Source organism: Leisingera sp. ABM4_060 (assembly GCF_056158765.1).
Map to the genome: position 1 here is coordinate 340637 of NZ_JBSWTX010000001.1, position 14697 is coordinate 355333.

The 14697-nt window shown below is 65.6% G+C and carries 14 protein-coding genes; 9 read left to right on the forward strand and 5 right to left on the reverse strand.

Annotated elements, in window-relative coordinates:
- Positions 1-68: 68 nt before the first annotated feature.
- From rpiA to ACXAEH_RS01600, 6 genes are all read left to right on the forward strand, one after another.
- A complete protein-coding gene (gene rpiA, locus ACXAEH_RS01575) occupies positions 69-857 on the forward strand; it encodes a ribose-5-phosphate isomerase RpiA (protein WP_475030741.1) in 789 nt (262 codons plus the stop codon).
- Between the two features lie 311 nt (positions 858-1168).
- Positions 1169-2524 (forward strand): glutathione-disulfide reductase, encoded by a 1356-nt coding sequence (gene gor, locus ACXAEH_RS01580; protein WP_475030742.1) that lies wholly within the window; start codon positions 1169-1171, stop codon positions 2522-2524.
- 79 nt (positions 2525-2603) lie between these two features.
- The gene (hflK, locus tag ACXAEH_RS01585) at positions 2604-3755 is read left to right on the forward strand and encodes an FtsH protease activity modulator HflK (protein WP_475030743.1); all 1152 of its coding nucleotides are present in this window, start codon (positions 2604-2606) and stop codon (positions 3753-3755) included.
- Positions 3755-4633, forward strand: coding sequence for a protease modulator HflC (gene hflC, locus ACXAEH_RS01590; protein WP_475030744.1), 879 nt, complete (start codon positions 3755-3757; stop codon positions 4631-4633). Before hflK ends, hflC begins: the two co-directional genes overlap by 1 nt.
- Entirely contained in the window at positions 4633-4827 is a 195-nt protein-coding gene (locus tag ACXAEH_RS01595; RefSeq protein WP_475030745.1) for a DUF2065 family protein, read from the forward strand. The genes hflC and ACXAEH_RS01595 overlap by 1 nt, the downstream gene beginning before the upstream one ends.
- A 462-nt stretch (positions 4828-5289) precedes the next feature.
- The gene (locus tag ACXAEH_RS01600) at positions 5290-6783 is read left to right on the forward strand and encodes a Do family serine endopeptidase (RefSeq protein WP_475030746.1); all 1494 of its coding nucleotides are present in this window, start codon (positions 5290-5292) and stop codon (positions 6781-6783) included.
- Between the two features lie 68 nt (positions 6784-6851).
- Here ACXAEH_RS01600 and ACXAEH_RS01605 read toward each other — a convergent pair whose 3' ends face one another.
- From ACXAEH_RS01605 to ACXAEH_RS01620, 4 genes are all read right to left on the reverse strand, one after another.
- The gene (locus tag ACXAEH_RS01605) at positions 6852-7364 is read right to left on the reverse strand and encodes a class I SAM-dependent methyltransferase (RefSeq protein WP_475030747.1); all 513 of its coding nucleotides are present in this window, start codon (positions 7362-7364) and stop codon (positions 6852-6854) included.
- A gap of 432 nt (positions 7365-7796) precedes the next feature.
- Positions 7797-8465 carry a Crp/Fnr family transcriptional regulator gene (locus ACXAEH_RS01610; RefSeq protein ID WP_475030748.1) on the reverse strand — a complete coding sequence of 223 codons (669 nt, stop codon included), beginning with the start codon at positions 8463-8465 and terminating at the stop codon, positions 7797-7799.
- Positions 8466-8564: 99 nt separating this feature from the next.
- Positions 8565-9095: a peptidoglycan-binding domain-containing protein gene (locus tag ACXAEH_RS01615; RefSeq protein ID WP_475030749.1), complete on the reverse strand. Its 531-nt coding sequence runs from the start codon at positions 9093-9095 to the stop codon at positions 8565-8567.
- Between the two features lie 72 nt (positions 9096-9167).
- Positions 9168-9617 carry an OB-fold nucleic acid binding domain-containing protein gene (locus tag ACXAEH_RS01620; RefSeq protein ID WP_475030750.1) on the reverse strand — a complete coding sequence of 150 codons (450 nt, stop codon included), beginning with the start codon at positions 9615-9617 and terminating at the stop codon, positions 9168-9170.
- Positions 9618-9782: 165 nt separating this feature from the next.
- Between ACXAEH_RS01620 and ACXAEH_RS01625 the strand changes: the two genes are divergently transcribed.
- The 3 genes from ACXAEH_RS01625 to ACXAEH_RS01635 all read left to right on the forward strand — a co-directional run bounded on the left by ACXAEH_RS01625 (position 9783) and on the right by ACXAEH_RS01635 (position 12874).
- Positions 9783-10106 carry a 2Fe-2S iron-sulfur cluster-binding protein gene (locus ACXAEH_RS01625; RefSeq protein WP_475030751.1) on the forward strand — a complete coding sequence of 108 codons (324 nt, stop codon included), beginning with the start codon at positions 9783-9785 and terminating at the stop codon, positions 10104-10106.
- Complete coding sequence (locus tag ACXAEH_RS01630) at positions 10106-10912, forward strand: FG-GAP repeat domain-containing protein (RefSeq protein ID WP_475030752.1); 807 nt, start codon at positions 10106-10108, stop codon at positions 10910-10912. Before ACXAEH_RS01625 ends, ACXAEH_RS01630 begins: the two co-directional genes overlap by 1 nt.
- 237 nt (positions 10913-11149) lie before the next feature.
- Positions 11150-12874: a DUF1217 domain-containing protein gene (locus tag ACXAEH_RS01635; protein ID WP_475030753.1), complete on the forward strand. Its 1725-nt coding sequence runs from the start codon at positions 11150-11152 to the stop codon at positions 12872-12874.
- 443 nt (positions 12875-13317) lie between these two features.
- On the opposite strand, the gene purD is transcribed toward ACXAEH_RS01635, so the two are convergent.
- On the reverse strand, positions 13318-14583 hold the full coding sequence (gene purD, locus ACXAEH_RS01640) for a phosphoribosylamine--glycine ligase (RefSeq protein ID WP_475030754.1): 1266 nt from the start codon (positions 14581-14583) through the stop codon (positions 13318-13320).
- Positions 14584-14697: the final 114 nt, after the last annotated feature.

The window sequence follows — 14697 nt, forward strand, 5'->3', positions numbered from 1 at the left end:
AAGCCCTCTCGCGCGGTCCGGGTAAACCCCTTATAAGATGTGCAAACACCACTTCAGGGAGCCAGAGGATGACCGGAGAACTATCCCCCATCGACAAGGCGAAATTCGTGGCCGCCAAGCGCGCCGCCGAGATGGTGGAGGACGGGATGCGGGTTGGCCTGGGCACCGGCTCCACCGCCGCCTGGCTGGTGCGCTGCCTGGGCGAGATGGTGAGCCGCGACGGGCTGAAGATCACCGCGGTGCCGACCTCCAGCCGCACGGCGGCGCTGGCGCGGGATGTGGGCATCCATGTGGTGCCGCTGGATGAGGCCAAATGGCTGGACATGACCATCGACGGGGCCGATGAGTTCGACACCGATCTGAACCTGATCAAGGGCGGCGGCGGCGCGCATCTGCAGGAAAAGATCGTGGCCACCGCCTCGGACCAGATGGTGGTGATTGCCGATGCCAGCAAGTCGGTCGAGACCCTGGGCGCCTTCCCCTTGCCGGTGGAGGTGCTGCCGTTCGGCTGGCAGAGCAGCCAGGCACTGCTGGAAGAAACCCTGGTGTCGATGGATGTGATGGGCCGCAGCACCACGCTGCGGATGAACGGCGATGCGCCCTTTGTGACCGATGAAGGCAATTATATCCTGGACCTGCATCTGAACCGGATCGGCAATGCCCGCCAGCTGGCGCTGGTGCTGAACCAGATCCCCGGTGTGGTCGAAAACGGGCTGTTCATCGACATCTGCGACACCGTGGTGATCGGTTATGGCGACGGCCGGGTCGAGGTGCGCGACATCAACGAGGGCACCGTCGAGAAGGACAAGCTGGATTTTGCCGAGTCCGACAACCTGTTCACCGATCTGCAGGATTGATCTGTGTGCGGCAGTGCGAATTCCTGCGAGGAATTCGGCCCGGTTTCCGGCGCGGAAACCGGGGTGGCGGGCCTGGGCGCGGCTGGGCGGGCCTGAAATCCTGGCAGGATTTCGGGACGGAATTCGCGTGTGAATTCCGTTTCCGGCGGCTGCGGCGGCCGCTTTAACCGAAATGAGAGTTTTCCGCCGCACAACCCTGTGTGAAATCAGCGCGGACGGTTGAAAGCGGCGCAGGAAGGCCCACTTGGGCATATGGCGTTTGGTCTCCGGTTGTGGGATACCATCACAAGAACTGCAAAGGGCGGAAATACATGAGCTTTGATTACGATCTGTTTGTCATCGGCGGCGGCTCGGGCGGGGTGCGCGCAGCACGCGTTGCGGCGCAGGAAGGCGTCAAGGTGGCGCTGGCCGAAGAGGACCGCTATGGCGGCACCTGCGTGATCCGCGGCTGCGTGCCGAAGAAGCTGATGGTTTTTGCCTCCGAATATTCGGGCATGGTGGAGGACGCGCAGGCCTATGGCTGGGATATTCAGGCCGGCGCGTTCAGCTGGGATGCCTTCAAAGGCAAGCTGCACGCAGAGCTGGACCGGCTGGAAGGCATCTACCGGGGTATCCTGAAAAACAACGGCGTCGAAAGCTTTGACCAGCGCGCGAGGCTGGCCGATGCCCATACCGTCGAGCTGGCCGACGGCACCCGCAAGACCGCCAAGCATATCCTGATCGCCACCGGCGGCTGGCCCACAGTGCCGGAGTTCCCGGGTTCGGAACTGGCGATCACCTCGAACGAGATTTTCCACCTGGACGAACTGCCGGAATCGATCCTGATTGTCGGCGGCGGCTATATCGCCTCGGAGTTTGCGGGCATCATGAACGGGCTGGGCGTGAAGACCACCCAATTCTACCGTGGCCCGCAGATCCTGCGCGGCTTTGACGAGGAGGCCCGCGGCGTGGTGGCCGAAGGCATGGTGGAGGCGGGCGTCGACCTGCAGGTGAACACCAATGTCACCGAAATGCGCGCAGAAGGCGGCAAGATCCGGGTGACCGACACCCATGGCAACAGCCATCTGTTTGACAAGGTGATGTATGCCACGGGCCGGGCGCCGAATGCGGATAACCTCGGCCTTGAGGAGATCGGCATCGAGCGCGGCAAGGGCGGCGCCATCGTGGTGGATGCCTACAGCCAGACCGCGGTGCCGTCGGTCTTTGCCGTGGGCGATGTGACCGACCGGGTGAACCTGACGCCGGTGGCGATCCGCGAAGGCATGGCGTTCGTTGAGACCGTGTTCAAAGGCAACCCGACCAGCCCCGACCATGACCTGATCCCGACCGCGATCTTCACCCAGCCGGAGATGGGCACCGTCGGCCTCAGCGAGGAAGAGGCGGCGGCGCAGGAGGCGATCGAGGTTTACGCCACCTCCTTCAAGCCGATGCAGCAAAGCTTTGCCGGACGGGCCCAGAAAGTGCTGATGAAGCTGGTGGTCAGCAAGGCAACCCGCAAGGTGCTGGGCTGCCATATCGTCGCACCCGGAGCCGGAGAGATGATCCAGCTGGCCGGAATCGCCGTAAAAATGGGGGCAACCAAGGAAGATTTCGACCGTACGGTTGCAGTGCATCCGACAATGTCGGAAGAGTTGGTAACCCTGAAAACTCCGGTGCGTTCGACCTGATCGGGCGTTCCGGCAAGAACCAGAACTCATGCCGCCCGTCATCCTGCATCATGGGCGGCAGCAAACAGATAGGAGACTTATGGCGGGCAATAGCGGTGGCCCCTGGGGGGGCGGCGGTTCCTCTGGCGGCGGCGGAGGCAACCGGGGCAACAACGGCGGCAACAATGGCGGCGGCGGCCGCAAGCCGGAAGATCCCCAGATCCCCGAAATCGATGAGCTGGTGAAGAAAGGCCAGGAGCAGCTGCGCGTCCTGATGGGCGGCCGCGGCGGATCCGGCGGCGGCCGCGGCGGACGCGGCGGCGGAGGCGGCGGCGCGCCGCTGTTCACCAAGGGCACCCTGGGCCTGGGCGCCATTGCCGCGGCTGTGCTGTGGGGGCTGGCGAGTTTCTATACCGTGAAGCCGGAAGAACAGTCGGTTGAACTGTTCCTGGGCGAGTATTCGGCCACCGGCCAGCCGGGCCTGAACTTTGCTCCCTGGCCGCTGGTGACCCGGGAGGTCCTGCCGGTGACCCGCGAACAGACCGAGGATATCGGTGTGGGCGGCGGCCGCAGCTCGGATGCGGGGCTGATGCTGACCGGCGACGAGAACATCGTCGACATCGACTTCCAGGTGGTCTGGAACATCAACGATCCGGCGAAATACCTGTTCAACCTGCGCGATGCGCGCACCACCATCCGGGCGGTGTCGGAATTGGCCATGCGCGAGATCATCGCCCAGTCCGAGCTGGCGCCGATCCTGAACCGCGACCGCGGTATTATCGCCTCGCGGCTGCAGGAGCTGATCCAGCTCACGCTGGATGATTACGGCTCTGGCATCAACATCATCCGGGTGAACTTTGACAAGGCGGACCCGCCTGCGTCAGTGATTGCGGCCTTCCGCGATGTTCAGGCCGCTGAACAGGAACGCGACCGGCGCCAGAACGAAGCCGACGCCTATGCCAACAACGCGCTGGCCGAAGCGCGCGGCCAGGCGGCGGAGCTTTTGGAAAAGGCCGAAGGCTACCGCGCCCAGGTCGTGAACGAAGCCCAGGGTGAGGCGAGCCGCTTTACCGCGGTTCTGGCAGAGTACCAGAAGGCACCGGAAGTGACCCGCAAGCGCCTGTACCTGGAGACCATGGAAGAGGTCCTGGGCCGGGTCGACAAGATCATCCTCGATGAGCAATCCGGCGAAGGCCAGGGCGTCGTGCCCTATCTGCCGCTGAATGAACTGCGCCGCGGAGGAAGCAACTGATGCGTAAGACAACTCTTTTGCTACCGGTGCTGGTGATCGGCGTGATCGCTGCGCTGTCGTCGGTCTTTATCGTGGACGAGCGCGAGAAGGCGCTGGTGCTGCAGTTCGGCCGGGTGGTTTCGGTCAAGGAGGATCCGGGCCTGGCGTTCAAGATCCCGGTGATCCAGGAGGTGGTGCGCTATGACGACCGCATCCTGAGCCGTGACATCGACCCGCTGGAGATCACCCCGTCGGACGACCGCCGCCTGGTGGTCGACGCCTTTGCGCGGTACCGCATCGTGGACGTGAACCGGTTCCGCCAGGCGGTGGGTGCCGGCGGTATCGCCACCGCGGAAAACCGTCTGGATTCGATCCTGCGGGCGCAGACCCGCGAAGTGCTGGGCTCGGTCAGCTCCAACGACATCCTGTCGTCCGACCGCGCCGCACTGATGCTGCGGATCCGCAATGGCGCGATTGCCGATGCCCGCGCGCTGGGCATTGCCATCATCGACGTGCGCCTGAAGCGCACCGACCTGCCGGCGGAAAACCTGGACGCGACCTTTGAGCGGATGCGGGCCGAGCGTGTGCGCGAAGCCACTGACGAGCGCGCCCGCGGCAACGAGGCGGCGCAGCGGATCCGGGCCCAGGCCGACCGTACCGTGGTCGAGCTGGTGTCGGAGGCCGAGCGCGAAGCCGAGATCATCCGCGGTGAGGCCGACGCCGAACGCAACGCGATCTTTGCTGCGGCCTATGGCGCCGATCCGGAGTTCTTTGAATTCTACCGCTCGCTCAATGCCTATGCGAATTCGCTGCTGGCCGGGAACTCCTCGCTGGTCTTGTCGCCGGACAATGAGTTCTTCAACTACCTGAAGTCCTCGGACGGGAAGGCATCCCGGTAATGGGGTTCATCCTTCTGGCCCTCGGGCTGGTGCTGATTGCAGAGGGGCTGGTGTATGCACTGGCCCCTTCGCTTGTGGAGCGGCTTCTGGAGATCCTGCGCACATTGAGCGAGGCGGAACGCCGCAATGCCGGCCTGGCGGCGCTGGCGCTGGGGCTGATCCTGGTCTGGCTGGCGTTCCGGTTCGGGTTTTGAGGCGGCGCTGCGGCTGGCGCCTGGCAGGCCGCAGGTTTTTCAAACTGATGAGGTTGCGCGGAAAGGGCTGCGCAGGCCCGCGGGAAGGCGCAATTGCGCCGCCCCGGGGGGCGGGCCGGCGCAGCCCGGCCTGCGGCCGGGCAGAACATTCTTGCCGGGGAACCCAAGGACAGGCCGGTGCAATCCGTTTCGGATGGTCTGGCTCCATTGGGCCGCGGCACACGCAGATTTTCAGCGAAAAGGTAATCTTTCCCTGCTAGGATGGCCTCAGCGGGGCGCATGTCCGGCGCCGGGGCCCGGTTTGCGGGTCACAGCGGCTTTATTCCTTGCAACATTTGTTGCGGGACGGGCGGAAGTTCCTACATTGGGTCCATAAGACTCCTCCCGGCATTTCCGGCCTTTGCGCCCGCCCGGGCGGGGGAGAAAAATTAGAAGAACGAAAAGATGACAAGGAGTAGTTCCGTGCAGCCACAGGCAATTGCAATTACCCGCCAGGCACGCGGCAGCGGCGCGAGGATGCGCCTGATGTGGCTGGCCGTGCTGAGCATGGCGGTTCTGCTGGTGCAGGCGGCCGCCGCGCTGGCCCGGCCCGAGAGCCTGGCGCCGCTGGCCGAACAGGTCAGCCCGTCGGTGGTCAACATCACCACCACCACCGTGGTGGAGGGGCGCACCGGCCCGCAGGGGATCGTTCCCGAAGGCTCGCCGTTTGAGGATTTTTTCCGCGAATTCCAGGACCGCAACGGCAATGGCAACGGCGACCGGCCGCGCCGGTCTTCGGCGCTGGGGTCGGGGTTCGTGATCTCCGAGGATGGCTATATCGTCACCAACAACCATGTGATCGAAGGCGCCGACGAGATCGAGATCGAGTTCTTTCCCGGTGACGGCCAGCCCAAGGAGCTGCTGCCGGCCAAGGTGATCGGCACCGATCCCAACACCGATATTGCGCTGTTGAAGGTGCAGGCGCCGATGCCGCTGAAATGGGTCAAATTCGGCGACAGCGACACCGCCCGTGTCGGCGACTGGGTGGTGGCGATGGGCAACCCGCTGGGCCAGGGGTTCTCGGTCTCCGCGGGCATCGTTTCCGCCCGCAACCGCGAGCTGTCGGGCTCTTATGACGACTACATCCAGACCGATGCGGCGATCAACCGGGGCAACTCGGGCGGGCCGCTGTTCAACATGGATGGCGATGTGGTGGGGGTGAACACCGCGATCCTGTCGCCCAATGGCGGCTCCATCGGCATCGGCTTCTCGATGGCTTCCAACGTGGTGGTCAAGGTGGTCGACCAGCTGAAGGAATACGGCGAGACGCGGCGCGGCTGGCTGGGTGTGAAGATCCAGGATGTGGATGCGGATCTGGCCGAAGCGATCGGGCTGGAGAAGGCCCGCGGCGCGCTGGTCACCGATGTGCCGGAAGGCCCGGCCAAGGCGGCAGGGGTTCTGGCCGGAGACGTGATTGTCAGCTTTGACGGGATCGATGTGAAGGACACCCGCGGCCTGGTGCGCCAGGTCGGCAATGCGGAGGTGGGCAAGACCGTGCGCCTGGTGGTCTACCGCGAAGGCAAGACCGAGACCTTGCGCGTGACCCTGGGCCGGCGCGAGGATGCCGAGCGTGTGGCCACCGGCCCCGAGGACGGCGGCGGCGGCCCGGATGTCTCCGAGAAAGAGCTGCTGGGCCTGTCGGTTGGCGTTCTGAACGACCAGCTGCGCGGCGAACTGAACGTGGCAGAGGGGGTTGAGGGCCTGGCCATCCTGTCGGTGGACGAGACCTCGGAAGCCTGGGAGAAGGGCCTGCGCGCCGGCGATGTGATCACCGAGGCGGGCCAGCAGAAAGTTGCCTCGATCAGTGAGCTGGAAGCCCGCGTGTCTGAGGCCAAGGAGGCGGGGCGCAAGTCGCTGCTGCTGTTGGTGCGCCGCGGCGGCGAGCCGCGCTTTGTGGCGCTGAACCTGTCGGAGTGATCCGCACAGTTATTGCCTGAAATCATGGCGAAGGCCGGGCGGATGCCCGGCCTTTTTTGCTGCCCGGCTCAGGCGCGCTGCATGAACAGGAGACCGCGGCTGTCCTTTTCGCGGCGCCAGATGCCGGGCTGGCTGGCAAAGACTTGGCGGAACCCCTCCAGATTGCGCGGCTCGTCCGCGATCAGCACCCAGCCCCCGGGCCGCAGATGCGGCAGGCAGCGGGTCAGGAGCGCCAGCCGCTGGGGCGCGGCCAGCATGTGCAGGGTGCGGTCGAACAGCAGGATGTCATAGCCCCTGTCCGGCGCCCATCTGGTGAGATCGGCAGTGTGCCCCGCCACATCCAGGTTTTCCCGCCGGGCGGCGGCCAGCATGTCCCGGATGCCATGCGGGGACAGGTCGATACCAGTGACCCGGTGGCCCAGGCGGGCGATGAACAGCGCGTCGCGCCCCTGGCCGCAGCCTGCGTCCAGAACGTCCAGCCCGCTCGCTCCCAGCTGTTCAAAAAAGGTGGTGAAAGCAGGAGAGGGCGGCCCCAGCGCCTCCGGGGTGCCGCGGTAGAGTTTGTCGTAATCATATGCCATGCGCGGCACCGTAGCGGCCGTGCCGGGGAATGGCTAAGTGAATATTTCTTGAACCAGAGGGGCGGGATGGCCCGGAGGATGGCGCCTTGAGGCGGAGATGCGGCCCAAGACTTTTCTGAAAAGTCTTGGGCAAAAGTTTTCAGAAAACTTTTGCGGTCCGCCGCCGGAGGGGCTGCGGCTGGCCGGATGCCGTTTCCCGGCGCGGGAAACGGCCCGGAAAACAGATGTTTTCCGCTGCGCCGGGGGCAGCCGGTGCGCAAGAGGGAAGAGCCATGTGCTGGCGGGCACATGGCTCTTGTTGGACAGGCGGCCATTGGGATGGAACGGATAATGGCCGTCTGCGGATGGTTATGCCGCAGGGCGGCTGCGGTTTCTGTGACCGGGATTACAGAAGGCTGATTTTCCGGGAGATTTCCGCAGAAAGCGAAGGACTCAGATGGAATCCGGTTCGGCCAGCACCGCCAGCTCGCTGCGGTCTAGGATCTGCACGCCGCCGCGGCTGATGCCGACCAGGCCGCTGCGTTTCCAGGCCGCCAGGGTCTTGGAAACCGCCTCGCGGGTGGCGCCGACAAATTCCGCCAGTTCCGCCTGCGACAGGGCCACCCGGCCGTCGCGGCCTTCAGGCGCAAGATACAAGAGCTTGCGCGCCAGCCGCAACGGCATCGGCAGGAACACCTGCTCGTTCAATTGGGTGTTCATCCAGCGCATCCGCTGGCCGGCCAGCCGCAAGAGGTCGGCGGCCAGGTCCGGGTGCTGGCGGATCTGCGCCAGCACGTCGCCGCTGCGCAGGCGCAGCACCCGGCTGGGTTCTGCCGCAATGGCGGTGGCGGTGCGTTCGCCGGGGTCGAACAGGGTGATCTCGCCGAACACCGCGCCGGGGCGCATCATGTCCAGCGATAGCTTGCGGCCCGAGGCCGAGAGCACCGAGAACTCCAGCGCGCCCTCGGCAATGGCGTAAAGCGCGTCGCCCGGGTCGCCCTGTTCGAACAGCACCTCACCCTGGCGCAGCCGCACCTCGGCGGCCTGGCTTTCCAGCATCCGCCGCAACGGGCCGGAGGCGCCGGAGAGAAAGCCGGTATCGGGCAGGCGGGTTTTCAGCATGGCCGGTCTCTTAGCATTGGCAGCCCGGTCAGCCGGGCCCTTGGCGGGACCTTAGCAGAGGGTTCGGCAGCGGGGAACCGGGCAACTGAACCGTCTGGTTCAGCCTGGCACCGCGACCAGCCCCAGCTTGCGGGCGGAGGCCAGCGACAGGGTGCCGCTGTCGAGCCCCAGCGGGGCCTGGTAGTGCCGCACGGCGGTGCGGGTTGCCGTGTCCATCTGCCCGTGGATGGGGCCGCGGTAGAGCCCGCGGGCGGCAAGTGCCCGCTGGATGGTGCGGATGAAGTCAGGGGTCATCGAGGCCGGGCAGGGGATTTCGAACCAGCGTTCCTGGCGCGGCTGCACGATCTGCTGGCTGGTCTCGGTGCGGAAGACCGCGGGGCGGAGCACCTGGCCGCTGCTGTCCAGCTGCGCGGGCTCTGCCAGCACCTGGCTGGTGACGGTCTCGATCACCGCCGGGGAGGTATGCTTGCTCCAGCAGGTGCCGGGGGCTGCACCGGGCGGGGCATAGCGGCCGTCGCGGGCGGCCTCGCCGCCGGGCTGCGGCTGGACGCAGGCGGACAGGGCCGTCAGCGCCGCCAGCAGCAGCGCAGGCGCCTGCCTGCGGCGGGTCTTGAAGGTGGATGGCGTCATGCCCGGGTGCCTCTGCCGGCGCCGCTGCCGGTCTGTTGGCCTGCTGCGGAGCGCTTGTGATTTGGCGGCAGCCTAGCCGAGTTCGGAGCCCTGCGCAAAGGCCGGATCGTGCTGGCGGCCCTGCTCTGCCAGCAGGAAGTCGAGCATCGGCGAAATGTCCTCGACCGCCTCGGCGATCACGTGGCTGACCGAATGGGACCGCTGCAGCCGCCCGGTGACGCGCAGCAGCCGGCCCGAGATCACCGCGCGGCGGAAAGCCTCGTAGATCTTGCGCCAGACGATTACGTTGACCACGCCGGTCTCGTCCTCCAGCGTGACGAAGATCACCCCCTTGGCGGTGCCCGGGCGCTGGCGCAGGATCACCAGGCCCGCAACGGTGATGCGGGCGTTCTGGGGCGGCTCCTGCAGCCGGGCGGCGGGCAGGCAATGGGGCGGGCGCGGCCAGGGCTTTGGTGCGGGAGCGGGCTGAGGGGCAGGAGCGGGCTGAGGGGTGTCCGGACCGGCAGCGGCGGGGGCTGGCATGAGGAAACGGGCTCCGCGGGTGAGAATTATTGGGTGCGAACAAACATAGAACATTGTGCCGGAAAGTCCAGCAGCGGCAGCATCGGGTCGCAATTGGGGGTGGCACCGCCGCAGGCGCTTGGCTACACAGTCGCCCAAGTACCGGAAAAGGGAAGAGAGCTGACAATGGCAAAGATCACTTACATCGAGCACAACGGCACCGAGCACGTGGTGGATGTGGCCAACGGGCTGACCGTGATGGAAGGCGCGCGCGACAACAACATTCCCGGCATCGAGGCCGATTGCGGCGGCGCTTGCGCCTGCTCGACCTGCCATGTGTATATCGCGCCGGACTGGGTCGAGAAGCTGCCGGCCAAGGACGACATGGAAGAGGACATGCTGGACTTTGCTTATGAGCCCGATCCGGCCCGCTCGCGCCTGACCTGCCAGATCAAGGTCAGCGAGGCGCTGGACGGCCTCGTCGTGCATATGCCCGAAAAGCAGATCTGATGCCTGCGGGGGCGGCGGCGCGGCGTCTTCCGTTGCGCGTCCGGCCCCGTTTTGCCCGCCGCGTTTGGCGGGCGCTGTGCCTGGGGCTGGCCCTGGCCGGCCCTTCTGCGCTGGCGGCTGAAGACAGGATTGTCTCGGCCCGCTACAGCGAACCAACCACCCGCTATGGCCATGCGGTGCTGGGCGATGACGTGGAATACGGCGCGCTGGTGCTGACGGTGGAAGATACCGGCTCCGGCGGGCTGCCGGCCAAGGCTGTCTATCAGACATCCGAGATTTTGATTCGCCTGCCCCTGGATCATGTGTTCGAGGACATCGCGCCGCGGCTGGCGGATGTGGACGGCGACGGCAGGGCCGAGGTGCTGGCGGTCGAGACCGACGTGGCGCTGGGGGCGCAGCTGGCCGTTTATGACGCGCGCGGCGTGAAGATCGCCGAAACCCCGCATATCGGCACCCGCAACCGCTGGCTGGCGCCCATTGGCGCCGCGGATCTGGATGGCGACGGGCATGTGGAAATTGCCTATGTCGACCGGCCGCATCTGGCAAAGACCCTGCGCATCTGGCGGTTCCGGGATGGCGCATTGCACGAGGTGGCCAGCAAGCCCGGGCTGACCAATCACCGCATTGGCGAGGCGTTCATCACCTCCGGCATCCGCGACTGCGGCCAGGGGCCCGAGCTGATCACCGTCAGCGGCGGCTGGCTCAGAATCATGGCATCCCGGCTGGAGGGCGGCCGGATCCGCAGCCGCGGCATCGGCCCGTTCCGCCCGGGCACCGGGCTGCAGGCGGCGCTGGCCTGCCGCTGAGCGCTGCCCGCGCCGGGCCGCAGGCCCGGCGCCATGCCCAACTGTGAGGCCCCTCCGGCAGGAGGGGCGGGAACAGGCGGGAGCGCCGGCCTGCTTCTGCCTCCTTCCCCCGCAGTGCAGGCCCGTGCCGCAGCAGACGTGCCGGGCGTTTCAGATTTGTTCACCGCTTTCGGCTACCCTGTGCCGGATGAGCAGTTCCAGGCGCCTGCCTGGACCGGTTTTACAGGAGACAGGCGCGTGAGCTTTACCCCCTATGTGTTCGGCACCGGCATCAGCGGGTGGACCTTTCTGCAGCGGACCCGCGACCAGCAGCAGGAGGTGTTCGAGAAATCGCCGGTCATTGACCGGGCGGTTCAGGACTTCAGCCAGAAGATCACCAATGTCCAGACCGCGGACCAGCTGCTGGATGATTTCAACCTGCTGTCGGTGACGCTTGGCGCCTTTGGCCTTGATGAGGACATCAACAACAGGGCGTTCATCAAGGAGGTGCTGGAATCAGATATGAACGATCCGCTGTCGCTGGCAAACCGGCTCAACGACAGCCGCTACCTGTCCTTGGCGGAAACTTTCGGTTTTGGCAGCGCGGACGGCCCCCAGCTTCCCAGCGCCAGGGCGGAGAATGAGTTTGCGGGCATCACCACGCCGGATGATCTGCTGTCCAACCGCACACTGCTGACCAAGGCGCTCAGCAACGTTGGTTTGGAAGGGTTGGAAAACAATCAGTTTTTCTTGCAGAAAGTGCTGGAATCCGACCCCACCGATCCGGCCTCCTTTGCCAATAAGCTGAGCGATCCGCGCTACGCCGATTTTGCCGCCCAGTTCAATTTCGGCGCGCCGCCGGAATATGACAACAGCATCGAGGCGCTGATCTCGGAGTTCAACGAGCACACGGAGGGGCTGGCCAGTGCCGACGATCTGCTGGCCGATGAAAATCTGCTGCAGGCGGTCATCGAGACCTTTGACCTGGAGCGCACCAGCCCGGATTTCCTGCGCCGGGTGCTGGAATTGGATACCACCGATCCCGATTCCTTTGTGAACCAGCTGGAGGACACCCGCTATCTCGCCGTCTCCGAGGCATTCGGCTTTGGCTGGCCCGACATCAACGAGATGACCGATCCGGAGGAGCTGCTGTCGAACCCCAAGCTGCTGGAGGAGTCTCTGGATGCCTTCTTCCTCAGCAACCCGGGCGAGGATTTCCTGCGCCAGGTTCTGGAGTCCGATCTGTCAGACCCGGATTCCTTTGTGAACCAGACAGAGAATTTGGCCTATCGCAACTTTGCCGACGCCTTCCAGAACGAATGGCCGGAACAGCCCAGCAAGATCCAGGTGCTGTCCGATGAAATCACCAGTAAACTGGGCACTTTCACCAACCCCCGCGAGCTGGTTTTTGACCTGAACCTGTTTGAGGCAACGCTGGATGTCTTTGGTCAAAGCAAGCGGAGCACCGATTTCGACACCGTGATCCGAGCGTTTGAATCAGATCTGTCCTCCGATATCTCCTTTGCCAACCTCCATTATGACACTGGCCTGAAGGCGATGGTGGGGGCCTTCTCCTTTAACAAGGGAGAGGTTGGCCGGGAGTATCCGGAAGGGTTCGCCGAGGAGCTGGCCGATCTCTATGCCACCCGGCAGTTTGAAGTTGAGATCGGAAATTCCGACCCCAATATGCGGCTGGCGCTGGCGCTGGAGCGCGAATTGCAGGATGTCGCCGATGCCGGCGGCAGTGAGAATGCGCATTGGTACAATATCATCGGCTCACCGCCGCTGCGCACGATTTTCGAAACCGCGCTGGGGTTGCCGCCCGGCATTGGCCAGCTTGATATCGAACGCCAGCTGGCGGAGATGAAGGAACGCAGCTTTGCCGCCTTTGGAACCACCCATCCGGCCGATTTCCTGGAACCGGATATGCTGGATCAGTTCCGCCGCCGCTTCCTGGTGCTGAGCGATCTGAACACCCTGTAGGGCGCCGGGTCCGCGCGGGCGGGCCGGCGGAAACCCGGCTGGCCTGTTCAGGGGGGCTCATTCAAAAAAGGAGGCGGGGCGGGACGGGGACTCATCCCCGCTTGATCTGCGGTTTTCCTGCACCAAGCCCGCCGGGCGAAGGGCAGGGCGGGCGGTTGCGGTCTCCTGGGCACGCGCCGTCAGGGATTGGGCCCGCGCAGCGCCCTCATCCGGACCGGGGCGGTGCTGCACCAAGCGCCGCAAAAGCCACCGCGCAAGGCAACGGGTGCCGCGCCGCGGTGGACGGAGCTTGCAAAACGCACTTCACCGGGGGCAGCCGGCCCGCGCGGGCCTTTGCACGGCAGCGCCGGGCGCTCTTGCGCCCGGCCGCGCCCAACTGTGATGGCCGGTCTCTGACCGGCCGGGAACAGGCGGGAGCGCCCCGCCTGCCGGCGGTGCGGCCGCTATTTCAGCGCCCGCCAGCCGATGTCGCGGCGCAAGAAGCCCTGGGGCCAGTCCACGCCGTCCACCATCGCATAGGCGCGGTCGCGGGCCTCCTGCAGGGTTTCGCCGCGGGCAGTCACGTTCAGCACCCGGCCGCCAACGGCCAGCACCTTGCCGTCCTCAGCCTTGGTGCCCGCGTGGAACACCATGTTGCTGCTGTCCTCGGGAAGCGCGTCCAGCCCCTTGATCACAGTGCCTTTTTCGTAAGAGCCCGGATAGCCTTCAGCCGCCATCACCACGGTGATCGCATGGTCGCCGGCCCAGTTCACCTGTGCCTCGCCCAGGCGGCCCTCGGCGGCGGCGTGCATCAGGTCCAGCGCCTGGGCGCCCAGGCGCATCATCAGCACCTGGCACTCCGGGTCGCCGAAGCGGACGTTGTATTCCACCAGCCGGGGCTGTCCGTCCTTGATCATCAGGCCCGCATAAAGCACGCCCTGATAGGGCATGCCGCGCTCCGCCATCACCTGCATGGTCGGCTTCACGATTTCGTCCATCGCTTTCGCCTCGACCTCTGCCGACAGGACCGGCGCAGGCGAATAGGCGCCCATGCCGCCGGTGTTGGGGCCGGTGTCGCCTTCGCCGACGCGCTTGTGGTCCTGGGCGGAGCCGATCGCCAGAACGTCCTCGCCATCCACCAGCACAAACAGCGAGGCCTCTTCGCCGTCCATGAATTCCTCAATCACCACCTCGGCGCCGGCACCGCCAAAGGCGCCGCCGAACATGTCATCGATGGCGGCAATGGCCTCGTCCTCGGTCATGGCGATGATCACGCCCTTGCCGGCCGCCAGCCCGTCGGCCTTGACCACCGTCGGGGCGCCGTGCTGGCGCACATGGGCCTTGGCAGCCTCGGCATCGGTGAAATGGCCATAGCCTGCAGTAGGGGCATTGGCCGCGTCGCAGATTTCCTTGGTGAAGCTCTTGGAGGCTTCCAGTTTCGCCGCCGCCCCGGACGGGCCGAACACCAGCAGCCCGGCCTCGCGCAGCCGGTCGGCCACGCCTGCGGCCAGCGGCGCCTCGGGGCCGATAATCACAAAGTCAATGGCGTTTTCGGCTGCAAAGGCGGCCACTGCGCCGCCGTCCTCAATGTCAAAGGCTGCGCAATCGGCAATCTGGGCGATACCTGCATTGCCCGGCGCCACGATCAGCTTGTCGCATTTGGGGTTCTGCATCACTGCCCAGGCCAGTGCATGTTCACGCCCGCCGCTGCCGAGGATAAGGATGTTCATTGGCGCATTCTCCGATCTGCCTGAGCCCTGTGGCCCCGGATCGCCTCCCGGGGCTTGCCTTGCTTGCCGCGCGTTCTATGCTGCGCGCGAGTTCAAAACAAGACCGGCCAAAGG

Coding starts and splice junctions, on each gene's coding strand:
- rpiA (WP_475030741.1), top strand. CDS start 69: ATGACCGGAGAACTATCCCCCATCGACAAGGCGAAATTCGTGGCCGCC.
- gor (WP_475030742.1), top strand. CDS start 1,169: ATGAGCTTTGATTACGATCTGTTTGTCATCGGCGGCGGCTCGGGCGGG.
- hflK (WP_475030743.1), top strand. CDS start 2,604: ATGGCGGGCAATAGCGGTGGCCCCTGGGGGGGCGGCGGTTCCTCTGGC.
- hflC (WP_475030744.1), top strand. CDS start 3,755: ATGCGTAAGACAACTCTTTTGCTACCGGTGCTGGTGATCGGCGTGATC.
- ACXAEH_RS01595 (WP_475030745.1), top strand. CDS start 4,633: ATGGGGTTCATCCTTCTGGCCCTCGGGCTGGTGCTGATTGCAGAGGGG.
- ACXAEH_RS01605 (WP_475030747.1), bottom strand. CDS start 7,364: ATGGCATATGATTACGACAAACTCTACCGCGGCACCCCGGAGGCGCTG.
- ACXAEH_RS01610 (WP_475030748.1), bottom strand. CDS start 8,465: ATGCTGAAAACCCGCCTGCCCGATACCGGCTTTCTCTCCGGCGCCTCC.
- ACXAEH_RS01615 (WP_475030749.1), bottom strand. CDS start 9,095: ATGACGCCATCCACCTTCAAGACCCGCCGCAGGCAGGCGCCTGCGCTG.
- ACXAEH_RS01620 (WP_475030750.1), bottom strand. CDS start 9,617: ATGCCAGCCCCCGCCGCTGCCGGTCCGGACACCCCTCAGCCCGCTCCT.
- ACXAEH_RS01625 (WP_475030751.1), top strand. CDS start 9,783: ATGGCAAAGATCACTTACATCGAGCACAACGGCACCGAGCACGTGGTG.
- ACXAEH_RS01630 (WP_475030752.1), top strand. CDS start 10,106: ATGCCTGCGGGGGCGGCGGCGCGGCGTCTTCCGTTGCGCGTCCGGCCC.
- purD (WP_475030754.1), bottom strand. CDS start 14,583: ATGAACATCCTTATCCTCGGCAGCGGCGGGCGTGAACATGCACTGGCC.